This window comes from Dehalobacter restrictus DSM 9455 (genome assembly GCF_000512895.1).
GTDB lineage: Bacteria > Bacillota > Desulfitobacteriia > Desulfitobacteriales > Syntrophobotulaceae > Dehalobacter > Dehalobacter restrictus.
Window position 1 is genome coordinate 2,341,485 of sequence record NZ_CP007033.1, and the last position, 23,952, is coordinate 2,365,436.

A 23,952-nucleotide genomic window follows, 5' to 3' on the forward strand; every position below is an offset into this window, starting at 1 on the left:
CAATGGGTTTGGTCTTTTCCTACATCATGCCGCCCATTCCGCCCATGCCACCCATGCCGCCCATGGCAGCTGCTGGATTTTCTTTCTCAGGCAGGTCGCAAACGAGGCACTCTGTGGTTAAGAGCATAGCGGAGATCGAAGCTGCGTGCTGCAGAGCCGAACGGGTTACTTTCGCCGGGTCAACGATACCGGCTGCAATCATATCCTCATAAACTTCAGTCATCGCGTTGAAGCCTACGCCTCTAGAGCTGTTGCGGACTTTTTCCACAACGACGGAACCTTCGAGACCAGCATTATTAGCAATCTGTCTGACAGGCTCTTCCAGTGCTTTACGGATAATAGCCACTCCGGTTTTCTGATCGCCGGATACGTCAACGTTATCAAGTGCAGCAATTGCATCAAGATAAGTTGTGCCGCCACCGGCAACAATGCCTTCTTCGACTGCGGCGCGAGTAGCTGCCAGAGCGTCCTCAATGCGCAGTTTCTTTTCTTTCATTTCAGTTTCGGTAGCTGCTCCAACCTGGATGACGGCAACGCCGCCGGCCAGTTTAGCCAGACGTTCCTGGAGTTTTTCTTTGTCATAGTCGGAGGTTGTTTCTTCAATCATTTTCTTGATGGATTCAACACGGGCACTGATAGCCTGTTGGTCGCCGTTGCCATCAACGATGGTCGTTTCTTCCTTGGTTATTTTGACCTGTCGGCAGCGTCCGAGCATATCCAGCGAAGTATTTTCCAGTTTGAGGCCGAGGTCTTCAGTGATGACCTGTCCGCCGGTCAGAACAGCAATGTCTTCGAGCATCGCTTTGCGGCGGTCTCCAAAACCGGGAGCCTTAACGCCTACGGCCGTAAAGGTTCCGCGGAGTTTATTGACAATCAGGGTAGCCATAGCTTCGCCTTCCAGATCTTCAGCGATGATCAGGAGCGGTCTGCCAGCCTGAACTACTTTTTCCAGAACAGGAAGGATATCTGCAATCGCACTGATCTTCTTGTCGGTGATCAGAATGAATGGATCGTTTAAGATAGCTTCCATTTTATCGGTATCGGTGATCATATAGGCGGAAACATACCCACGGTCAAACTGCATTCCTTCAACAACTTCCAGTTCAGTGGTCATGCCTTTGGCTTCTTCAACAGTGATAACACCGTCTTTGCCGACCTTTTCCATAGCCTCGGCAATCAGACTGCCGATCGTTGTATCAGAAGCGGAAATCGAAGCAACCTGAGCTATGGCTTCTTTGCTTTCTACAGTCTTGGCATTTGCTTTAACGTCAGCAACAATCGCTTCTACAGCTTTTTCAATACCGCGTTTGATTTCCATCGGATTAGCGCCGGCAGCAACGTTCTTCAGACCTTCACGAATAATGGCCTGAGCCAGAACGGTCGCTGTGGTCGTGCCGTCACCGGCTACATCGTTTGTCTTGGTAGCAACTTCTTTTACAAGCTGTGCTCCCATATTTTCAAACGGGTCTTCCAGATCAATATCTCTGGCGATCGTCACACCATCATTGGTGATTAGCGGGGAACCAAATTTTTTATCCAAAACAACATTGCGGCCTTTGGGTCCCAATGTAACGCGGACAGCTTCCGCAAGCTTATTGACACCACGCTCCATGGCATGGCGGGCATCTTCGTTAAAAATGATTTGTTTAGCCACCTAAATGTTCCTCCTTTAATTCTATCAAAAAATACTTTGGAATGTTATCTGATAAGTAATACTGGGCTGTTACTTAACCAATGACTGCCTGAATATCGGCTTCTCTTAAAATCAAATATTCGTTTCCGTCATATTTAACTTCTGTGCCGGCATATTTAGAATAAATCACGCGGTCGCCGACGTTAACTTCCATTGGGATTCTTTCCCCTTTTTCAACTTTTCCAGGACCTACGGCAATCACTTCGCCTTCCTGAGGCTTTTCTTTTGCGGTGTCGGGCATAATGATCCCGCTCTTAGTTCTTTCCTCAGACGGGACCGCTTTAATAATTACCCTGTCAGCCAACGGTTTGAGTTTCATAAAATAATTTCCCTCCTTGAAACCTTTATATTTTTATATTTCGCTTTATTGTTAGCACTCAATCAAGATGAGTGCTAATACCTAGGTATAATAATATGCAACGTCTGGTAGTATTGCAACCCCATCCACGCATAACTACGGACGATTAGAATTGATTATCACTTATTTTCTTCATCAATCTTTAAATTGCTATAACGCTTAATAAATACGTTATATAGAATAACCGTAATTTTCCTTATTTATTCATTACTGTTAGCAGATTTTAATCAAGAAAATTTTCTCCGGTACGGATCCGGCGAAAGTCCTCAACAGCGGTCACCCAGATGACGCCGTCGCCAAATTTACCGGTTAGGGCATTCTCCCTGATGGTTTCCTGAACGCTTTCACTTTCCGAATCATTGACAATGATTTCGAGTTTGACTTTGGGCAGCAGCCGGACGGATACTTCCGTTCCGCGGTAAACCTCGGTGATATTCCCTTTCTGCCTTCCCCAGCCAAGTACCTGAGATACGGTAATCCCGCTGATTCCCAAATTACTAAGCGCCTTTTCCACTTGGTCAAGTTTATTGCTGCGAATTACTGCCTCAATCTTTTTCATTCCAGCCTCCCCAAAGCATTATTGGATTTTTTGTAAAATGAGTTCCCACTCCTGAGGCGTATTGACATTCAGGAAACTTTCCTCGATCATTTCCTTCAGCATGCTGCCTTCCATCTCCTCAGAAATATTCACGATCTTATGCCTGCATTCATCAGCAATATCAAATAGACGCAGTTTGTCCTCTTTAATCCGTTTCTCGACAACTTTAAGCACTTTTTTGTGGTAAAAGGCGTGCAGCGGATGTAGTCTGTCCCGAACATACGGGAGAACCAACTTATAATCCTCAATCCGTTCATAAATATAGGCAATGGCTTCACTGTTTAAGAACGGCATATCACAGGCAGCCACGAAGACATAGTCATACTTAGCCACCGGAAGGACGGAATACAGCCCGCCCATCGGCCCTTTACCTTTGATTTGGTCGGCAACCGCCTGATAACCGTATCCAGAATATTGTTCAGGCTCCCTGCAGCTGATAAGGACTTCACTACAGATACTGTCCAGCACTTCCAGATTTCTTTCCAGAAGCGGTTTTCCGCCTATCTCAAGGAATGCCTTGTTCTGGCCCATTCTTTTGCTTTCTCCTCCGGCAAATAGCACTCCTGTGATCTCCAGCTTTTTCTTTTCCACGCCCATCTACCTTCAAACATATTCAGACGTTACTATTTAGACGTGCCCTGCGAAATACCTTCTAATACTTGTAAACCCTAAAATAATTATAATGGTATATCAGGTACTAAGTCTGTACTTAATAATCTACCATATTTTCAGTGGAAATTACATAAATTATTTTCCTCAATAAAGCTGGAAGATCTTAAAAATTAACTATTTTATGTCTTAGAAAAATAGATTCAAGTTTGATTCCTCAGACTTGGCAAGCATTGTGGCAACACCGCCGATTTCTACGCCATCGATCAGTTCTTCCTTCTTGATGCCCATCACATCCATCGACATGGAGCAGGCTACGATCTTAATACCCATTTTCATCGCATTGTGCAGCAGTTCTTCTAAACTATCAACATTTTTCTTTTTCATGACATACTTGATCATTCTCGCACCCATACCACCCATATTCATATTGGAGATAGGCAGTTTTCTTGGTCCGCGGGGCATCATGATGCCAAAGGCTTTCTCCAGGGAATCCTTGCTTACCTTAGGCGCGTCATGTTTCTTAAGAATATTCAGCCCCCAAAATGTGAAAAACATCGTCACTTCTTTACCCATGGATGCCGCACCGGTTGCAATGATAAATGAGGCCAAGGCTTTATCCATATTCTGCTCGAATACAATCAGCGTCGCGCTCTTGGGTTTTTCCTCCACCACAACGTTTACCTGCGGCTGGTCGGCGGGCTTCACGCTTCCTTTGCGCAGATAGGCTTTCAGATAATCCCCGTTTAATTCTGTTTTAAGCAGCGTATTGCCGGTCTTGCTGCACCAGGCCTCAATATCCCTCGCAAAGCCGGGATCCGTAACCAAGATTTCCAGGACCTGGCCTCCTTCTAGGAGTTTCATATTTTCAAATACCTGTTTGATCGGTCCAGGACACTGTAGACCACAACAGTCGATCACTTTATCCGCTGCGATTTTGGCCTCCGGGGATTCGGTAAAAGCTTTTCCGGTATCATCAACTTTTACCGCTCCTTTATCCTTCTTTTCAACCGCCCAGTAAACACTGGTATACGTCCGGAAACCTCCGTCAAGGTTGATCGGGTCATAACCATGCTGTTGAAGGATCCTAGCCGCAATATATCCCCTAAGGCCAATCTGGCACGTCAGGTAAACCGGCTTATCTTTCGGCAACTCCCCAAGCCTCTTTCTGAGCTCCGGAAGCGGGATATTGATTGACCCGTTGATCTTGCCCAGTTCTACTTCTTCAGGTTGCCTGACGTCAACCAAAATGTTTCCAGCAGCGACAATATCGTCGATTTCATGGTATTGAACAGTCTTGACCATATGATCCAGCAAATTGGCCGCGGCATACCCAATCATATTGACCGGGTCTTTCCCTGAGGAATAAGGCGGTGCATAGGCCAATTCCAGATCCTGAAGGTCATAAACCGTTAAATTGCCTTTGATAGCCGTTGCAATTACATCAATTCTCTTTTCTGCACCCTTGCGCCCGACGGCCTGCGCACCAAGTATTTTGCCGTCTTCAGTAAAGACCATCTTCATATCGAGCACTGTCGAACCTGGATAGTATCCGGCATGGGAATTGGGGTGAATATGAATGACCCTATACGGTATTCCCATTTTAGCTGCTGTTTTTTCATTGATGCCCGTGGAAGCGGCCGTCAAATCAAATACTTTGGCAACAGAAGTTCCTAGAGTCCCCCGGTAAGGCTTACGGTTGCCATACAAATTGTCGGCCAGAAGCCTGCCCTGTCTGTTTGCCGGCCAGGCCAGAGGTATGTTTGTCGGAAGTCCTGTGACATAGTTTTTTACTTCAATCGCATCACCGATTGCATAGATGTTTTCATCACTGGTCTGCAGATATCCATTGACCCGGATAGCTCCTCTTTCGCCGGTCTCCAGGCCGGCCTGAACAGCGAGCATGTTTTCCGGACGAACGCCGATAGCCATCACGATCATATCTGCTTCAATCTCCTGGCTGCTCTGAAGATAGACCTTTGATCCTTCAAGCTTCACGACACTGTCCTTAAGAATCATCCTGACACCTTTTTCGCGGAGATGGGTGTGCAGAAGACTCGCTATTTCATAATCCAGTGAGGGCTGTACCTGATCGGTAGCTTCAACCAGATAGACATCAAGGTTACGTTCTTTCAGGTTTTCGGCCATTTCCAGGCCGATAAATCCGCCGCCTACAACGACCGCTGTTTTGGCCTGATTTTGATCAATATAACTGTCAATGGCTTCGGCATCGGGAATTGTTCGAAGCGAGAATACCCTCGGGTTTCCGGTGCTGCCCTCAATCCCCGGAACGATAGGACTCGCTCCGGGCGAAAGAATTAGAATATCATAGCTTTCCTCATAGACGACACCCGTGTCGAGGTTTTTTACCTGGATCTTTTTATCCTGCCGATTAATCGCGATTACTTCTGATTTTGTCCGGATGTCCAGATTGAATCTGTTTGTCATTCCTTTAACGGTCTGGACAAGAAGTTTATCCCGTCCTTTAATCACGCCTCCAATAAAATAGGGCAGTCCGCAATTCGCAAAAGAAATATGTTCCCCTCTTTCGAATATAACAATTTCCGATTTTTCATCGAGTCTTCTTAATCTTGCAGCAGTGGTTGCTCCTCCAGCCACCCCACCGACAATCACAATTTTTTTACGCATTAGATAACGACCTCCTCGACCCTATATTATTTTCAATAATTTATTTTTTAGTTTAATTGGCTTAATATTCAAATTCAAATATTTAGCATCATTCGAAAAACATCAGATGGATCAGCTTTTTCACTAGCGGATTCTGAACCGAGTAAAAAACCTCGAGTCCTTCGCGTCTACCCCTTATGATCCCCTTATTTCTCAACGCAGATAGGTGCTGAGAAATTGTCGACTGCGGAATACTCAGACAATTCTGCATGCTCATTACATTGTTTTCCCCATTTTCCATCAGGCCTTTGACAATGCAAAGCCGGACAGGGTGGGAAAGTACTTTTAATATATCCGCCTTTTCTTCGAAATAAACCAGATTATCCTTATAAGTCAACAAGCAAATCCCCTCCATATTCTTATATTTGAATATTAAGATATATAAATATATTTGTCAATTCTATCATTACCGTTATTCATTCTTTTCTTTCCTCTATCCGTAAATTCTATTTTTGTGATGCTAAAAAACCGCACCTCCTACTGAAGATGCGGGGCGAATCATCATAAACGGGTCTGCTTCCCTATCCGAAACAGCTTATTCCTATGCAGCCTGCGCCAGCGTGAGTTCCAATCACAGGGCCCAGCGAAAATACCACAATTTCTTTTGGCACATATTCTTTGAGAATGATCTGTCTAAATTCCTCCAGACTCTCAGGTGCTGCAGCCTGCGCAATACAAATTCTCTTATTATTTAAATCCACATGGTTGTTTTTTAGGTTCTCCAGAATCCAAAAGAAGGCTTTCTTTCTTCCTCTGGCTTTTCCTACGACAATGACCGCTCCGTCTTTGATAGAAATAATTGGCTTTATACCCAGGATACTGCCGGCAAATGCACTGGTCGCTGATAGTCTTCCGCCTTTTTTCAGATTCTCTAGATTGTCAATAACGCCATAGAATTGAACCTGATCTTTCAGAATCTCAATTGTTTGAACAATATCCTCCGCACTTTTACCTGCAGCAGCCATCTCGGCTGCCTCAACGACCAATAGTCCAAGTCCGAAAGTAGCGCTATTAGAGTCGATTACATAGATTCTGCCCTTATTTATGATCTCCCTGGCCATTACAGCGGAATTATACGTTCCGCTCAGCTTGGAAGAAATAAAAATACCGATGATTTCATCGCCTTGGTCTACATGTTTGGTAAATTCCTCGACAAACTCACCCGGATTCACCTGGGCTGTCGTCGGTAGTTCTTTATGTCTTGCCATTTTGGCATAAAACTCTTCGTTGGTAATATCAACGCCGTCTCTATATTCCTCTTCCCCAAACAGGACTTTCAACGACACGACAATAATGTTATATTTCTCTATCAAATAGCCGGGGAGATCACTTGTACTGTCCGTAATAATTCTAACTGACATTCTTTCCAACCTCCCGTGTCTGTGCAGCTTGCTCTGTTATTTTTCTCTTTTTTTCAAATTGTACTTGACCTTAAAATACCCGTTAATATTTTCGAGAGCCGAGACAAGTACTTCCATTTCCTCATCCGAAAGTCGGGAAATGGTTGTTTGGATCATTTCATCATGAAACCCGGCGTGATGCTTATAAGCCTGTACACCTTTGTCGGTAAGAGAAACTAGCACAATCCGTCGGTCATCATCACTTCTGATCCGGTTCACATAGCCTTTCTGCACAAGGTTGTTAACCGAAAAGGTAAGAGTCCCGATCGTAATATCCAAGTCTCTGGCTACAGAAGACATGTTGCGCTTTGTGAGGCCAATTGCTTCAATTACATGTATTTCTGTAATAGAGAGGTCGCTAAATTCATTCTCCTTAAGGGACAGTTCTTCGATTTGGAGAATGTCGTTGAATAGTTTTACCAGGAGTTCATTTAAAGTCCCATAAAGATTATTCATAAAGCACCACTTACCATCATACTTCTTTGTTTTGACGCTCAAACTAAATTAGTTTTACTATATGTCAGGCCAATGTTTTTGTCAATTCGAAATATATTTTTTAGAAATAATTTTTAAAAAATACCATAAAACCCCTTGGATTATGAACATACCTCAGACAAGCCGAATAATATAAAAAGACAAGTCGATGCTGTGACACAAGAAGAAAGGGGACCATACAATGCTTCAACAGGTTATCCGTACGCAGGAAGTAGATTCGTCAGAGTCTTTCCCTGTCCTCAGATTGATTGGTGCAATTGCTGCCGCTGGTCTGGGGTTATTTTTAGTTGCCTGGCCTTCAATCGTTAACCCAATCGCGATTCTGGCCGGTCTGATCTTGCTGCTTCTCGGAGTCGTCATTTTCCGTTTGAGTTTCTAAAGGGATATGCAGTTTGCGGCTGTCCAAATATTTTTGGGGCAGCCCATGTTCCTCTTATCTTATTAAAGCCCTCTGGGCCCTATCTTCATCTTAAGAGGAGGAATTTCAATGTCATTGCTTTTTGATCAACGGTTGGGCGGCTGTTGCTGTAATCGTTACCCTTTCCCCCCTGGACCACCTTTGCCCCCTATTCCGCCTGTTCCGCCACATCCACCTGTTCCACCGATTCCGCCAGTCCCCCCACCGCCTGTTATTGGTTTTATCCCGGGATTGATAGCCGGAGTTGTTTTAGCAAGTTTATTCCTTATTATTAACTTTTTTATCTTTTCTCCGGTATTAATCATCGCCTTTGTCATCTTGCTTATTGCATTGATCATTTTAGCCCTCAGATAAGCGCAGTTTCGGAATAGGGAACACAAACAGCAACGTCTGGTCTTACGGAGGATTCCTTGCCAGGAACCCTCCTCTTTTAATATACACAAACCATGCCAAAGAAAGTCCATTTCAAAAAGCGCCGGATTTGCGAGCAATTCAATAAATGCCGGTTCATTCGCGGCAGTCAAAAAACTCTGGTATGTACGTCAGGTACAAAACCAGAGTTTGAATAACTGCGCTAGAACTTTACTTGAAGTGTTTCGAGAACCTGATTAATCGGATTAATAATTGTACTTTGATTTGAGCCGGCAAATAGCAGACCTACAGCCCTGTTTCTGTGATCCACAACCAAGGATCCACTGTCGCCCGGTTCAGACATTTTGGAAGCAATGATCTGTTTTTCAAATAACAGAATTCTACCTTCTCCATAATTGACTTTTACTGTTGAATTAATTGCTCTGATTTTGCCAATCGTTAGTCCTGTAGTTCTCCCTGATTTTTTTACCGTCATGCCGGATGCGGCCTCAGTCACACCCGTAACTTTACCGATCTCCAATATTTCCGGACTCACAGCGGCGGCACTTACCGGTTTGGCCACAGCGCAGTCCACGCAATTCGGATTAGGGTAAACATTTAATGCCGCATACCTTGCAAGATAACCGATAGCCTCATTTGAACCATCTATTCCTGCCGGTTGAGTAATTAGATCGTTGATTGAGGCCCGGGCATTGCTCATCATCGATGTGTTCGCCAAGACATGATTATTGGATAAGATCAGGGGCTGGCTGCTTTTTTGATCATAGACTAACGCTCCAAAGGTTCCGGCTCTTCCCTGATAATGACCAATACTGACACCCGGGACTGCAGGTCTGATCAAAGAAGTCCTGCTGACCGCCGAAGAACCTCCCCGTTCTTTAATTAGCCATCTCCAGAGGCTCAGGAAGTCACCAGCATTTATTCTTTCTTTGGTTGTAGCTCTTGCATTAAAATTGGAGGTCAGGTTTTTGTGCAGGGTTTTGGGGAAATTTTTCGCGGGATTCCCCACGAGGTTTCGAAGGAAAACAATGAACCCTTGTGCTGCTGCGCGCCTGCCACTGGCTTCATTGTGAGCAAAAATTTCCCCAATTTCGATGACATCGGTGAGTATATTGTTAATCAAATTTGGTACACATTCATTGTCCCTGAGTTCCGAGCGGGGAATCTTTTTCTCGACAAAAACAAGTAATGCTTCCGTTCCCGTCGGATGACCATTGGTTTCTTTAATCCCGTTACCAAAGCCTATGACTCCGGGCATTGCCAACATTTCTTGCAGCTGATCGTTCATTGGACACCTTTCCTTTTTTCCATATCCTATGAGAAAAAAGGACAATCGGTGACAGGCTTCCGTTACTTCTCAACAATCTCTGAACTCAATCTTGCATAACGGGCTGCAAGCTGTTCTGTCAGATTACTGCCCAGGATTTCTGTGATCAATGGGTTGACCAGGTTTAACAAATAGATCTTGGTCTTTTTGATGACAAGGTTTGGATCACGGAATTCTTTTTCTATCAGGCAGTTCTCCGTCAAAAGGTACTGGATAAAATCTTTGACTTCAGAGGCCGTTCTTCCTAGCTTGGTACTTAAATACGACCGAGCCCTGGTGGAAGCAACATAGGGCAGTCTCATCTGCATCTCAGCAATTAATTCGATTCCTATCGGAAAATCATCAACCGGCATATACTTGGCAGAATCCTTATTGAGAAGATTAAAGAAAACATCCAGACTTTCACAGTAAGGAATCAGCAAGTGATTGATTTTGTCTTTAACACCGATGATTCGGACTTCTTTCCCCCAGGCACGGATTCTTCGGATAATAGGCAGGAAATCGCCATCACTTGTAAATAAAAGAAATAGTTCTGCAGATTTCGGTCTGGTCACCAGAATTTCCTGAACCTCCAGCATCAGTTCCGTATCCGCCGCATTTGCACGGATTTCGGTGTTCACATAGTTATTTTTCCCATAGACATGACGCGTGAAGATGTTTTTCTTTTCAAAGGCAGTTTGGGTCCTCCAGAATTCTTCCTTGTCAAAATTCGCATACAAATAGACGGCTTTTAGATCCACTCCAATATGATCCGCATAGTCCTCCAGGAGCTGAATAAACTCCTCGGGCATCAGCCTGTAGCCGTATTCGTGAAGGCCTTCCCAGATATTTTCGTAATCAACAAATGCTATTGCCTTCAATGAAGATACCCCTTTTGCTCATTGTTCCTCTATCAATATATGTCTGCCTCGGACAAGGAGTGACAGGCTTATGTTTATCAAAAGTCTATGATTTTCTTTCTAGAAAAAATAAAGTCTTCCCTCAGATTTAAACTCTGAAGGAAGACTTTTTTAGTCGGTGACAAATTTTTGTATTTTTTGCCTTTCAAGCATATTCTTTAAATTTACCTTGATGATACAATAATTAGCAACTGCCCGTATTGTTTTACTTCGAAATTCTAACTGCACACACCTTGTATTCGTACGTACCCGAGACCTTATCGCAAGCTGCGTTCGTCAGAACGTTGACCGGGGAGTCCACATAGTGGAACGTCATGAAGATCATTCCGGGCGGAACTTTGTCCGTTACCCTGACCTTTGTATCCACTTCACCCCGGCGTGAGGAGACCCTGACCTTCTCACCGTCACAGACATTTAGGTTCCTGGCATCTTCAGGGTTGACCTCGGCGAATTCTTCTGCCGAATAAGCACTTAACACGTCTGAATAGCGCGTCGAGATGTTATAGTGGCTCAGTTTGCGTCCGGTACTGAGCAGGAAAGGATAATCCTTATCCGGCAGCTCATCCGAAACTCTGGCTTCAATTGGCATAAACAGCCCATTGCCCCGCGTGCAGCCATCCATATGCAGGATTGGAGTACCCGGATGAGTCTCACAGGTAACCGGCCACTGCAGGCCATGCGTTCCGAGACGTTCGTGCGAAATACCCGCGTACTGCGGTGCCAGTGAAGAAACCTCATTCATGATATCTGCCGTCGAATGATAGTTGAAATCAGAACCCATTCTATTGGCAATGGCACTGATAATCTGCCAGTCTGGTTTGGCGCCTTCAGCAGGCTCAACCGCTTTATTGACCATTTGCACGCGGCGTTCGGTATTCGTAAATGTTCCGGTTTTTTCCGCGTAGCTCACGCCGGGAAGCACGACATCGGCCAGTTTGGCTGTCTCGGTAAGGAAGATATCCTGGACAACCAGAAAGTCAAGTGCCTGTAGTCCCTTGCGTACATGGTGGGCATCCGCATCCGTTGAAACCGGGTCCTCACCCATGATATACATTGCTTTCAGCTTCCCTTTAAGAGAGGCTTCAAACATATCCGGGATCATGTACCCTTTGTTCGGGTTTAAAGGTACTCCCCAGACCTTTTCAAATTTGTCTCTTGCTTTTTCGTCTTCCACTTTCTGATATCCCGGGAAGAAGTTCGGCAGCGCGCCCATATCACAGGCTCCCTGGACATTGTTTTGTCCCCGCAGCGGATTGACGCCGGAATTTTCTTTGCCAAGATTGCCGGTCAGCATGGCAAGGTTGGCCAGGGACATCACATTGTCCGTACCGGTGATATGCTCGGTAATGCCCAGTGTATAGAAGATCTGGGCACTTTCGGCTGTAGCATAGATCTCCGCAGCCTGATAAAGAAGTTCCTCCTGAACCCCGGTAACCCTGCTGACATACTCGGGCGTATATTTGGGAAGGATCACCTTCAGTCCTTCATATCCTTCCGTTCTTTTTTCAATAAAGGAACGATCTTCCCATCCCTGATTCAGAATGATATGCATCAGCCCGTTGACCAGCGTGATGTCTGTTCCGGGCCGCAGCCGCATCCAGACTTCGGCGAACCCGGTCAGCTCGATTCCCCTCGGATCGGCCACAATCAGTCTGCAGCCGTTGCGTACTGCCTGCTTAATCTTGCCGCCGATGACGGGATGAGCTTCAGTCGTATTGGAACCGATCACAAAAATAACCTTAGAATGCGGTATTTCACCAATTGAGTTCGTCATAGCTCCCGAGCCAAATGAAGTGGCCAGACCGGCCACAGAGGGAGCGTGTCAGGTCCGGGCGCAATGATCGATGTTATTAGTTCCGATCACTGCGCGCATCAGTTTTTGCATCAGGTAATTGTCTTCATTGATACAGCGTGCTGAGCTTAAAGCACCCAGCGAATCAGGGCCATTTTCGGCCTTGATTGCCGTGAATTTCTCTGCGATAAGATCAAGGGCTTCATCCCAGTCCGCTTCGACCAGTTCACCGTCTTTTCTGATCAACGGAGCTTGCAGGCGGTTCGGACTGTGGATCGTATCATATCCAAACCGTCCTTTCACACACAGTGCCCTGCCATTAACCGGTGCATCGGAACTGGAGGTTACTCCGATCACTTTGCCGTCCTTGACGTTCAGGTCAAAATTGCAACCTGTTCCGCAGTAAGGACACGTGGTCCGAACTTTTTTGATTTCCCAGGGACGTCCTTTGCCGATCATTTGTTTTTCAGTCAGTGCGCCAACCGGACAAACGGCCAGACATGAGCCGCAGAATACACAATCCGAGTCACCGTACGGCAGGTTAAAAGCAGGTGAGACCTGAGTTTCAAAACCGCGTTTGGAATAGTCTAGAACATTATTGACCTGAATCTCGGCACAAGCCCTTACGCATTTGCCGCATAAAATGCATTTATTCATATCCCGAAAAATGAACGGATTGCTGTCGTCCGGGTCAGAGCAGCGTTTCTCTCCCTGAAAAGTATTTCCTTTAACCTGATATTCATAAGCATAACGGGAAAGATCGCAGTTGCCCATCTTTTCGCAGGTTAGGCAGTCAATATCATGGTTCGCTAAAATCAATTCCAGGATAGTTCTGCGGGCTTCCCTAATTTCCGGTGTTGAAGTCCTTACGACCATCCCCTGTTGTACTTCCATCGTACATGCTGTAGCCAGGTTTCGCATGCCTTCTACTTCGACCATGCACAACCTGCAAGCGCCCCAGTTGGTCAGTTCGGGAGCATGGCACAGTGTCGGAACAGAAATCCCGTTTTTCCGGCAAGCTTCCAAAATCGTAGATTTTGCTGAGGCCAATACAGTTTTTCCGTCAATTTGGAGTTGAACCTTTTCCACACTCTCACTCCTTTTTCACTTTTCATCCAAGCAAACAATACAAATCACTCGACATTCAAATAAACGAATACCAGATCAGCCATTCTTAGGCTTATCTGGATAGCCATTTGAAATACTAAGCTAAGCTAATTGCATTAAATTTGCATTTTTTCAGACAAGCCCCGCATTTAATGCATTTCTGCGTATCGATCACATAGGGTGTCTCTTTATCCCCGGTGATGCAGCCGACCGGACAAACTTTGGAACATTGCCCGCAGCGCTTGCATTTTTCATTGTCGACCGTATATTCCATCAGCGCGGTACAGGCATGTGCCGGACACCGTTTCTCAAAGATATGGGCTTCATATTCGTGACGGAAATAGCGCAGTGTCGCGAGCAGCGGATTCGGGGCTGTCTGACCAAGACCACACAGTGATGTCCGTTTGATAACTTTGGCCAGATTTTCCAGCGTATTCAGGTCCTCAGCTTGCCCCTCACCCTTGGTGATCCGAACCAAGATTTCCAGAAGCCGCTTCGTTCCTTCCCGGCAGGGTGTACACTTGCCGCAGGATTCCTTCTGGGTAAAGCTTAAGAAAAAACGGGCAATATCGACCATACATGTTGTATTATCAAGGATAACCAGTCCGCCTGAGCCAACCATTGCTCCTGCGGCGGTCAGATTATCATAGTCGACTTCAATATCCAGCATTTCCTCGGGCAGACAGCCTCCGGAGGGCCCCCCGATCTGAACAGCCTTAAATTGGTTCCCGTCCTTGATCCCGCCACCGATATCAAAGATGATGTCCCTCAGCGTGATCCCCATCGGCACTTCCACCAGGCCGGTGTTATTGACCTTGCCGGTCAGAGCAAATATCTTGGTGCCTTTGCTTTTTTCAGTGCCGAATTGCGTATACCAGTCTGTGCCATTCCGTAAAATATACGGTACATTGGCCCAAGTCTCGACGTTGTTGATATTGGTCGGTTTCCCCCAGAGACCTTTGACGGCAGGGTAAGGAGGCCTGACCGTCGGCATCCCGCGCTTGCCTTCGATGGAAACAATCAGGGCCGTCTCCTCGCCGCAGACAAAAGCGCCTGCACCGGCTTTGATCTTTAGTTTGAAGTTAAATCCGGAATTCAGGATGTTATTGCCCAGTAATCCGTTTTCCTCAGCCTGGGCAATCGCGGTTTTAAGCCTGTCGATCGCGAGCGGATACTCGGCCCGGCAGTAGATATAACCCTCGTCAGCGCCAATCGCGTAAGCTCCGATCAGCATTCCTTCAATCACCGCATGCGGGTCTCCTTCAAGAACGCCCCTGTCCATGAACGCACCGGGGTCTCCCTCATCGGCGTTGCAGATCACATATTTTTTGGTGCCCTCTGACTGGCGGCATAGACTCCATTTAAGCCCTGTCGGAAAACCTGCACCTCCGCGGCCTCTCAATCCTGATTTTTTGACTTCCTCCACAACCTCGTCCGGGCTCATGGTTTGAATCGCTTTGGCCAAACCCTTGTAGCCGTCTTTAGCGAGATAATGGCTGATTTCCTCCGGGTCGATCTTGCCGCAGTTATCAAGGATGATCCGTTTCTGTTTGGCAAATAAATTCACGGTCTCAAAATTTGCCGCGAGTTTCCCCGATACCGGATCCTCGTAAAGAAGTCTTTCAACTTTTTCATCACGTATAATATCTTTTTCGATGATTTCGGAAATGTCCTCCGCTTTAACCTTCGTATAAAAAGTCTTGTCCGGTTCAATGATCACGGTTGGCCCTTGTTCGCAAAAACCATGACAGCCCGTAGAGCGGACGTCAGCCGTATGAATGCCCCTTTCAGCCAATCCTTCCCTGAGTAGATCGATTAATGTCTGGGAACCCGAAGAAAAGCATCCTGTTCCATTGCAGACCAGAACCTGCTTATTTTTTCTGTCTGGTTCCAGGATCAAAGACATCAGTTTCTGCCTCTGCTGTTTGCAGGAAACATCGTCATGGCACAACGGCCCTTCCGCCCTGCATTGAACATAATCGGAACAGGGAGTGGATGCTGTATGATGACATTTTTCACAACACGGGTTCGCTAAAACCTTCATCGTTTCCCCTCCCTTATTTAAATCTTTTCAGAATATCCGACACCAGGCCGGAATTCATATTCCCAAAAACCTGACCGTTGATGGTCATGACAGGAGCCAGGCCACAGGCTCCAATACAAGCAACGGTTTCCAACGTGAATCTTTGATCAGCGGTAGTCTCTCCGGCAACAATTGCGAGTTCACGTTCAATCTCAGAAAGTACTTTCTGAGCGCCCCTGACGTGACAGGCCGTTCCCATACAAACCCGGATCAAATTACGGCCTGTTGGTTTCAGTCTGAACTGAGCATAGAAAGTAACGACGCCAAATACTTTTGCCTCAGGAATCTTCAGTCCTTTGGCAATGGCCCGCATGACGGCCTCAGGAAGATAACCATACACTTCCTGAGCTTCCTGGAGAACCGGAATAAGAGCACCATCATGACCCTGATAAGCAGAGAGGATCTCATTCAGCCTGTGTTGGTTGGAATCAGCAAATACTGCCTCTTGTTTGGAGTCACAACACTTACACATATTCACTCTCCTTAAATTGTCATAATCTTCGCAAATATGATTATGGAACATAGATTACACCATTTTCTGTAAGCAGTAAAGACATTTTAAAATCGTGATCGTCTGCTGCAATTTTTTCAACCAGCTGACAATCGTACGCCAAACCGACGATGCAGACGTCTTTCCTTAATTGAGGCAGAAAACGGTCATAAAAGCCTTTGCCAAAACCAATCCTTTCGCCTTGCCTGTCGAATACGACACCCGGAACTAGAATCAGATCAATTTCTTCTGGGGATACCGGATGCAAGCGGTCGGGACGCGGCTCTCTGATCCCAAAATTCCCTGACTGCACATCATTTTTAACATTTCTGATCTCACACGGAATGATGGTTTCCCCCTGACATAACGGAATGATCAGCTTTTTTCGTGCTTTGAGCGTTTCTTCGGCAACCTCGGTAGTTTCTGCTTCATCCCAATAATTTAAGTACATCATAATTATCTCAGCGTTCTGATAATCTGGCAAAGACATTATATTCCTCTGAATCCGATCATTTTTTTGCCTACGTTCATCAGCTGTCATGACCCTCCTGATTTGAAGAACTTTTTTTCGAAATAAATCTTTTTCTTTTTCGTTCACGTTCTGCTTCCTCCTGGTCATATGTCTGCATTATAGAGCAAAATTAATCAAATTTTCGACATTAATCACTTCTAAAATTGCAATTTCCTAACAATGATGTTCGTTTAGCATTTTTCTCCTAAGAAATTATCCCCATCCGCAGTAGCCAAAGAACAAGTTTTTTCATGGTTTATCCACATTATCCACAATCGTTGTGGATAAATATTGCATCCTATGTTTTTCTAATACCTATTCTTTTTTGTCGATTTTTTTACCATAATAAATAAAAAATATAAAGTTTTTGATAATTTTGATAATTATTAATGAATAATTGAATATAAACTGATGTAACTGCGTCCTCCAATTTTACAGATTTAAGCCAGGAACTGCATTTAACTTCCATGAAGCATAATCATCATTCATAAAGCGATAATAACCGGCCAGTGCAATCATCGCACCATTGTCGGTACAGTATATCGGCGAAGGATAAACAAAAGAGATCCCGCGGTGATCCAGTTCCTGCTGCAGCGCTTGCCGCAAATTGCTGTTTGCTGCAACCCCGCCGGCCAGGGCCAAGGTCTTAACCGGATATTTTTCCAAGGCCCGGAGGGTTTTCTGCACAAGCACCTCCACAACGGCAGCCTGGAAAGAAGCTGCCAGGTCGGCAGTATTCAAAACTTCGCCCTTCATCCGGGCACTGTTTAAGGTATTAAGAACTGAGGACTTTAACCCGCTGAAACTAAAATCAAAGCTCCCGGTCTCCAGCATCGCTCTGGGAAAATCAAAAGCTGCTGCGTTTCCTTCGAAAGCAGCTTTCTGGATATTCGGACCGCCCGGATATCCAAATCCGAGCGCCCGGGCTACTTTGTCAAAGGCTTCCCCGGCAGCATCATCCCTGGTTCTGCCGATCACTTCATAGTCTAGATGCCCCCTAAAAATAATCAGATTGGTATGTCCGCCGGATGCCAAAAGCGCCAGCAGCGGGAAACGTAAGTCCGGATGCTCCAAGAAATTGGCATAAACATGCCCCTCCAGATGGTTGACGCCGATTAAAGGAATGTCTGCTGCATAGGCCATGGCTTTGGCAGCAGATACTCCCACCAGGAGAGACCCTACCAGCCCCGGGCCGTACGTCACTGCAACCGCAGAAAGATCTTTGAATCCCATACCTGCTTGTCCGAGGGCCTCTGCAACTACCTGGCTGATATGCAGACAGTGTTCCCGTGATGCTATTTCCGGGACAACGCCGCCATACTTTTGATGGGTCCCAATCTGAGATGAGATGATGTGGCTTTTTAAATCCGTGCCGTTGGCTAGGACTGCCGCCGACGTCTCATCACAACTCGTTTCAATACCTAAGATTATTACATTCTTGTTATTGTCCACAATACTCCTCCAACGAGACCAGTTAAGTACCCGTAAATCCTTAATTTTTAATTCTAAGGTTAACAAATCTAGTACAGCAATTTCTAAATAACATTAGTAGCTTGCACTAGCTGCAGACTAAGTCTCCGGAATGGATGGCCAACGCCAAGCGGAGCACGATACGAAGTGCGGCTTTTTGACGGCAAAGGATAACGCAATTTACTAATCGATCTACTAGAGACTGGCCCACATAATCAGTGCATCCTCCTGGTTGTCGGAATAGTACCCTTTGCGTACTCCGGCGGCCTTAAAACCTAATTTCTCATACAGATTCCGCGCCGCCTGATTGGATACCCGGACTTCCAGTGTAAACCGCAGCACGCCTTTGGCAATCATCTGATAAATCACGTTTTTCATAAGGTATTCACCCCAGCCCTTACCGCGGCATCCTGGCCAGATTGCAACATTTGTAATATGGCCCTCTCCCATGACGATCCAAAGCCCTATATAGCCAATAACCTTGTGATCCAGCTCTAGGCAAAAATAATTGGCTAAAACATTATTTTTCAGTTCTGATGTAAAGGACTCCGTTGTCCATGGCGTGGCAAACGATACTTCCTCAATCGCCACAATGGATGGGATATCCTCAAGCTGCATAGGACGAACGATAACCTCCGCCTCAGGTTCCCTATTCTGTTCGGCCTGACCTCTTTTTAACATTTTTATCACCTGAATATCAGTATTCTTTTTAATGATGGTTCAGAATTATAGTATGTTGAGAATACCAATATGACTACTGCATTATACCTTGTTTCTTAAGATAATTGGTTTCAGCTTCTGAGAGACGAATATAAATGGGTTCCAGGGCCTGAAAATTCCCGTCAAAGCATCTTGCCTTCCACTGTTCCCAAACCTCACATGCTGCATAGGCTCCTCTGGGCAGGTACTGGTATTCGGACAGCAGAACGGCCTGGCTGCCGAGTTGTTCCTCCAGAAATTGTCTGGCTCCGGTAACCGCATCCCCAACAAAAAAACAAGGTTTTTGAAGTTCCTTCAACTTCACTGTGAGCGCCTCCGGCGTAACAGCCTTCGGCCCGTCCAGGCACTCTCTACCTTCCCGCCAAATATAGCGGGCATAATACCATTCATTTTTACGGGCGTCAAGGATCACAACGGTTTCTTCCGGCCTGCCCTTTCCGGCCCAGGCTAGCGTATCCAACGAAGTAATTCCGACCAAAGGGATATTAAGGACCTGTGCAAGTCCCTGGGCTGTGGCGATTCCGATCCTGATGCCGGTAAATGACCCCGGACCCCGAACTGCTCCGATAAAATCAAGATCCATGGGTTTCCAGTCGGCAGCATTCAGCAGCTGATCCAGCATCGGGATTAGTCTTTCAGAATGGGTTTTTCCAGTGTTCAGAAATCCCTCTCCGACCAGCCTGCCATCCTGACCCAGGGCCAGTGCAGTCATCTTTGTCGTTGTATCGATTGTCAGATATTTCATAAGCCTCACTGCTCTTAATTATTTTTTCTTAGGACCACAGATTTATTCTAAAGCTTTTTAGCAAGTATGATGTCAAAAATTGAGCATAATTAAACGGGTTTGGTCACCGCTTCCCTGAATTCTGATTTCGAGTCTGTCTTCCGGCAGTAAATCCACAATGATTTCCGGCCATTCCAGCAGACAGACACAGTCATCCCGGAAATAATCGGCGACACCAATGATTTCTGCTTCTTCCGGGTAGCGGAGCCTGTATAAATCCATATGAATCAGTTTCAGTCCATCAATTTTGGTACTGTATTCCTGAATCAGGGTAAATGTCGGACTTGTCATGGTGTCTGTAACCCCGAGTCCTTCACCGAGCCCTTTGGCCAGGACGGTTTTGCCCGAGCCCAAATCTCCATAAAGACAGATGACCGTGCCTTCCCGGATACTTTGTCCGAGCTGTTTCCCGAGAAGAAAAGTCTCCTCAGAACTTCTCGATTCAATCAGCCGTTCCATATTTTCACGCTCCCGTCTCACTCGGGCTTTACGATCAAACCGTTGATCAATACTGTATGGGGCGTGGCCTCAAAACTGAGCGGCTTGCCCTCCCATACGACAATATCAGCATCTTTTCCTACTTCCAAAGATCCGACTCTGTCAGCTACTCCGAGTATTTCAGCCGGCCAGATCGTGATTGCTTTCAGCGCGTCTTCTTCCTCAAGTCCGTTGCGGACAGCCATCGCTGCACACAGCGGCAGATGCTCGATAGGGGTAACGGAATGATCAGTGATGATCGCTATTTTAAGTCCTGCTTTGTTCAATACTCCCGGTGTGCTGAATGTTTTATCTTTAAGCTCTACTTTAGCCCTGTTTGTGAAAGAAGGACCTACAGCCGCTGGATAGCCATACTGCTGAAGAACATCGGCAATTTTATGTCCTTCAGTACAGTGATCCAGAACAAGATCCACGTCAAACTCGCGGGCTATGCGGATAGCAGTCATGATATCATCTGTCCTGTGGGCATGCGCTCTGAGCGGTATTTTTTTGTCCAGTACAAGATTGATGGTTTCGAGCCCGAGGTCCCGTTCAGGAAGTTTGTCCAAATCCTTTTGGCCTTGTTCCAGTTTCTCCCGATAATTTTGAGCATCTACCAACGCCTGCCGGAGCAAGGCTGCGGTTCCCATCCGCGTCATAGGCATTTTTTTCTGTTCTCCGTATACAGATTTTGGGTTTTCACCGAACGCAATTTTGAGTCCTGCAGGATCTCTCAGAATCATTTCTTCGACCACACGGCCCGCCGTTTTGACAACAACACCTGTACCCCCAATGACATTTGCGCTTCCGGGGCAGGTAAACGCAGCGGTGACTCCTCCGAGCCGTGCATCCCTGAAGCCTTCATCTTCAGGATGGATTCCGTCAATCGCGCGAAGTTCGGGGGTTAGTGGATCCGTCATTTCATTCAGGTCGTCACCTTCATGCTGATAGATTTCTTCTCCAATCCCGACGTGGCAGTGCGCATCAATGAAACCAGGCAAAACCCATTTTCCCCTGGCAGACACAATATGTACCGGCTCTTCTGTACTTAGGCCGAACATTTCTCTGAACGCACTTTCTTCGTCTTCATCTACCTCCGCAGCCGAATGCTTCATAATTTTTGCGATTTTACTGTCTTTGACCAAAATACTCCCTGTAAATTCGGGTTCTCCGGTCATCGGCTTGATATTTCCGCCGGCAATAATGATCTGTTGATTGCTCATATGAAATATTTCCTCACTTTAAGGTATTATCGTATCAAATACATTTATAATGGCTATTTAAACGCCTTCACGCTTCCTGTGCCGTCGTCCATGCTGCGCTCACAGTGTGGCCGCCAGACTGATTTATAGAGTTTTTTTCAGAAGATCTGCATGCCTGAATGTTACTCTTTGTATCAAGTTATTTCAAGAATGATTTATTAAATATCCTTCATCGAGAGGCTGACTCGACCTCTGGCGTGATCGATACTGAGGACTCTGACCTTCACGATATCGCCGACCGAGATAACTTCCATCGGATGTCTGACATAACTGTTGCTGAGTTCCGAGATATGAACCAATCCGTCATTCTTGACGCCAATATCGACGAATGCGCCAAAGTCAACAATGTTCCTGACCGTCCCTTCCAGACTTATTCCTACCTGCAGGTCCTCCAATTTGGTGATATCCCGACGCAGCAGTGGGCGCGGCAGGTCCTCACGCGGATCCCTCCCGGGTCTCAGCAAAGCCTCAAGAATATCTTTAACGGTCGGTACGCCTGCCTGAAGTTCTGCAGCCAACCCCTCAGCGCTGAAACCTCCCAGCGCAGCGCGCACCTGCTCCGGATTCGTTTTGAGGTCCATCGCTGTCAAATTGGCTTTCTTCAGGATTGCCGAGGCGACATCATAAGACTCTGGATGAACCGGTGTGTTCTCCAGACAATTATTTCCATCCGGCAGTCGGATAAAACCAGCACATTGAATATAGGTCTGCTCCCCGAGCCGGGATACCTTCTTCAGTTCTTCCCTGCAACGAAATTTGCCGTTCTTCTCCCTGTAGGAAACAATATTTTTGGCGACTGTATAATTCAATCCGGAGACAAATTTCAGAATAGACGGAGAAGCCGTATTTAAGTTGACTCCGACTGTATTGACGCAGGATTCGACGACACCACCCAGCGAGCTTTCCAAAACCTTAGGCTGGATATCGTGCTGGTACTGACCAACACCGATTGCTTTCGGTTCAATCTTGACAAGCTCAGCCAAAGGATCCTGCAGTCTGCGGGCGATGGATACCGCGCTTCTCAGCGAAAGATCAAAATCCGGGAATTCCTCTTTGGCCAGTGGCGAAGCCGAATAAACCGAAGCCCCTGCCTCGCTGACAATAATATATTCCAACGGACGTCCGCTTTCCCGGATGAATTCGGTGACGAGCTCCTCCGTTTCGCGGGAAGCTGTTCCATTGCCGATTGCAATAATCTGGACGCCATACTGCTCCACCACTTTGGCAATGAGCTGTTTGGCTTCTTGCTTTTTATTGTGTGGAGGGTTTGGATAGATCACCCCTACCTCTCCAAGTTTTCCTGTATCATCGATCAGCGCCCACTTGCAGCCTGTCCTGTAACCGGGATCGAGCCCCATGATCACTTTATCTCTTACCGGCGGCTGCAGCAGAAGCTGCCGCAAGTTGGCGGAAAACACCTTGACAGCTTGTTCTCCTGCCCTGCTGGTAATCTCGGCCCGGATCTCCCTTTCAATCGATGGGTAGATCAGCCGCTTATAGCTATCCTGCAAGGCCTCTTTCATCAACTCCTGGCAGGGGCCTCCCTGCAGGTATTTCTTTTCCAGTAATTGCAGAATCTTATCCGCTTCAATCTCAAGCCCTACGGAAAGGAATTCTTCCTTTTCTCCTCTGTTCAAAGCCAGAACCCGGTGCGGCGGAATTTTACGGACAGGTTCCTTATATTCATAGTACATCTCATACGGCGAACGCTCTTCTTTTTTCGCTTTAGCTGTAATTTCTGCCCATTCATAGATCCTGGCCCGAACTAGTTTTCTTGTTTCCGCATCATCGGAAACGTTCTCGGCAATTATATCCCGGGCTCCGCTCAAGGCCTCAGCAGCATCATGGACATTCAAATCGGGATTAAGATACTTAGCGGCCTCTTCCTGCAGGCTTCCTTTGGCAGGCTGGTTAAATAACCAATCCGCCAGAGGCTCCAGGCCCTTTTCTCTGGCTATCGAGGCTCTGGTTCTTTTTTTCTGCTTGTACGGCCGGTACAAGTCTTCGACTTCCTGCAGTTTGGCGGCAGCTTCTATTTTGGATCTTAAACCGTCATCTAGCTTGCCCTGTTCGTTAATCAAGCGGATGACTTCCTCTTTTCTGAGCTCCAGGTTCCGGATATATTCCAGCCGATCTGCCATGGTTCTGAGTACAGTTTCATCCAATTCTCCGGTTGCTTCTTTGCGGTAGCGTGCAATAAACGGAATGGTATTCCCCTGGTCCAGGAGCTTTACCGTTTCCCCGACCTGCCAGGTTTTCAATCCTAACTCCCTCGAAATGACGCTAATAAAGTCCATTATTTTTTTCCTCCAATCATGGGAACATGGGGACGTTTCTTTTGCCCCCTCGAGGGGATAAAAGAAACGTCCCCATGTCTCCCCTCCGTATAAAAAACAGCG

22 protein-coding genes are annotated in these 23,952 nt (G+C 46.3%); 1 reads left to right on the plus strand and 21 read right to left on the minus strand.

The window, feature by feature from the left end; genetic code table 11:
- Positions 1-19: 19 nt before the first annotated feature.
- From groL to DEHRE_RS11295, 8 genes are all read right to left on the minus strand, one after another.
- Complete coding sequence (gene groL / locus DEHRE_RS11260) at positions 20-1,654, minus strand: chaperonin GroEL (RefSeq protein WP_019225298.1); 1,635 nt, start codon at positions 1,652-1,654, stop codon at positions 20-22.
- A 73-nt stretch (positions 1,655-1,727) separates the two neighbouring features.
- A complete protein-coding gene (gene groES / locus DEHRE_RS11265) occupies positions 1,728-2,012 on the minus strand; it encodes a co-chaperone GroES (protein ID WP_015043663.1) in 285 nt (94 codons plus the stop codon).
- Between the two features lie 262 nt (positions 2,013-2,274).
- The gene (locus DEHRE_RS11270) at positions 2,275-2,610 is read right to left on the minus strand and encodes a P-II family nitrogen regulator (protein WP_019225297.1); all 336 of its coding nucleotides are present in this window, start codon (positions 2,608-2,610) and stop codon (positions 2,275-2,277) included.
- Between the two features lie 18 nt (positions 2,611-2,628).
- The gene (mobA, locus tag DEHRE_RS11275) at positions 2,629-3,246 is read right to left on the minus strand and encodes a molybdenum cofactor guanylyltransferase (RefSeq protein ID WP_019225296.1); all 618 of its coding nucleotides are present in this window, start codon (positions 3,244-3,246) and stop codon (positions 2,629-2,631) included.
- Between the two features lie 201 nt (positions 3,247-3,447).
- Positions 3,448-5,907 carry a CoA-disulfide reductase gene (locus DEHRE_RS11280; protein WP_019225295.1) on the minus strand — a complete coding sequence of 820 codons (2,460 nt, stop codon included), beginning with the start codon at positions 5,905-5,907 and terminating at the stop codon, positions 3,448-3,450.
- 88 nt (positions 5,908-5,995) lie between these two features.
- Positions 5,996-6,286, minus strand: coding sequence for an ArsR/SmtB family transcription factor (locus DEHRE_RS11285; protein WP_019225294.1), 291 nt, complete (start codon positions 6,284-6,286; stop codon positions 5,996-5,998).
- A 181-nt stretch (positions 6,287-6,467) separates the two neighbouring features.
- A complete protein-coding gene (locus DEHRE_RS11290) occupies positions 6,468-7,307 on the minus strand; it encodes a DegV family protein (protein WP_019225293.1) in 840 nt (279 codons plus the stop codon).
- A gap of 36 nt (positions 7,308-7,343) precedes the next feature.
- Complete coding sequence (locus DEHRE_RS11295) at positions 7,344-7,802, minus strand: MarR family winged helix-turn-helix transcriptional regulator (protein WP_025206042.1); 459 nt, start codon at positions 7,800-7,802, stop codon at positions 7,344-7,346.
- 220 nt (positions 7,803-8,022) lie between these two features.
- Between DEHRE_RS11295 and DEHRE_RS11300 the strand changes: the two genes are divergently transcribed.
- Positions 8,023-8,220: a hypothetical protein gene (locus DEHRE_RS11300; RefSeq protein ID WP_015043670.1), complete on the plus strand. Its 198-nt coding sequence runs from the start codon at positions 8,023-8,025 to the stop codon at positions 8,218-8,220.
- 155 nt (positions 8,221-8,375) lie between these two features.
- Here DEHRE_RS11300 and DEHRE_RS11305 read toward each other — a convergent pair whose 3' ends face one another.
- From DEHRE_RS11305 to DEHRE_RS11370, 13 genes are all read right to left on the minus strand, one after another.
- Positions 8,376-8,597 carry a hypothetical protein gene (locus DEHRE_RS11305; RefSeq protein ID WP_025206043.1) on the minus strand — a complete coding sequence of 74 codons (222 nt, stop codon included), beginning with the start codon at positions 8,595-8,597 and terminating at the stop codon, positions 8,376-8,378.
- A 236-nt stretch (positions 8,598-8,833) separates the two neighbouring features.
- The gene (locus tag DEHRE_RS11310) at positions 8,834-9,919 is read right to left on the minus strand and encodes a chymotrypsin family serine protease (protein ID WP_019225290.1); all 1,086 of its coding nucleotides are present in this window, start codon (positions 9,917-9,919) and stop codon (positions 8,834-8,836) included.
- Between the two features lie 62 nt (positions 9,920-9,981).
- Positions 9,982-10,818, minus strand: a complete 837-nt coding sequence (locus DEHRE_RS11315) for an NYN domain-containing protein (RefSeq protein WP_019225289.1) — start codon at positions 10,816-10,818, stop codon at positions 9,982-9,984.
- Between the two features lie 244 nt (positions 10,819-11,062).
- On the minus strand, positions 11,063-13,738 hold the full coding sequence (fdhF, locus tag DEHRE_RS14470) for a formate dehydrogenase subunit alpha (protein WP_083221838.1): 2,676 nt from the start codon (positions 13,736-13,738) through the stop codon (positions 11,063-11,065).
- A gap of 115 nt (positions 13,739-13,853) precedes the next feature.
- Positions 13,854-15,800 carry an NADH-quinone oxidoreductase subunit NuoF gene (nuoF, locus tag DEHRE_RS11330; protein WP_019225288.1) on the minus strand — a complete coding sequence of 649 codons (1,947 nt, stop codon included), beginning with the start codon at positions 15,798-15,800 and terminating at the stop codon, positions 13,854-13,856.
- A 13-nt stretch (positions 15,801-15,813) separates the two neighbouring features.
- Complete coding sequence (gene nuoE, locus DEHRE_RS11335; RefSeq protein ID WP_019225287.1) at positions 15,814-16,311, minus strand: NADH-quinone oxidoreductase subunit NuoE; 498 nt, start codon at positions 16,309-16,311, stop codon at positions 15,814-15,816.
- A gap of 40 nt (positions 16,312-16,351) precedes the next feature.
- Entirely contained in the window at positions 16,352-16,927 is a 576-nt protein-coding gene (locus DEHRE_RS11340; protein ID WP_019225286.1) for a 5-formyltetrahydrofolate cyclo-ligase, read from the minus strand.
- A gap of 345 nt (positions 16,928-17,272) precedes the next feature.
- Positions 17,273-18,292, minus strand: coding sequence for a tRNA (adenosine(37)-N6)-threonylcarbamoyltransferase complex transferase subunit TsaD (gene tsaD / locus DEHRE_RS11345; protein ID WP_019225285.1), 1,020 nt, complete (start codon positions 18,290-18,292; stop codon positions 17,273-17,275).
- 213 nt (positions 18,293-18,505) lie between these two features.
- Complete coding sequence (gene rimI, locus DEHRE_RS11350) at positions 18,506-18,991, minus strand: ribosomal protein S18-alanine N-acetyltransferase (protein ID WP_019225284.1); 486 nt, start codon at positions 18,989-18,991, stop codon at positions 18,506-18,508.
- 73 nt (positions 18,992-19,064) lie between these two features.
- A complete protein-coding gene (gene tsaB, locus DEHRE_RS11355) occupies positions 19,065-19,775 on the minus strand; it encodes a tRNA (adenosine(37)-N6)-threonylcarbamoyltransferase complex dimerization subunit type 1 TsaB (protein WP_019225283.1) in 711 nt (236 codons plus the stop codon).
- 72 nt (positions 19,776-19,847) lie between these two features.
- A complete protein-coding gene (tsaE, locus tag DEHRE_RS11360; protein ID WP_025206046.1) occupies positions 19,848-20,273 on the minus strand; it encodes a tRNA (adenosine(37)-N6)-threonylcarbamoyltransferase complex ATPase subunit type 1 TsaE in 426 nt (141 codons plus the stop codon).
- A gap of 17 nt (positions 20,274-20,290) precedes the next feature.
- Positions 20,291-21,514, minus strand: a complete 1,224-nt coding sequence (locus tag DEHRE_RS11365; protein WP_025206047.1) for an amidohydrolase — start codon at positions 21,512-21,514, stop codon at positions 20,291-20,293.
- Positions 21,515-21,711: 197 nt separating this feature from the next.
- A complete protein-coding gene (locus DEHRE_RS11370) occupies positions 21,712-23,850 on the minus strand; it encodes a Tex family protein (protein ID WP_019225280.1) in 2,139 nt (712 codons plus the stop codon).
- Positions 23,851-23,952 lie beyond the last annotated feature (102 nt).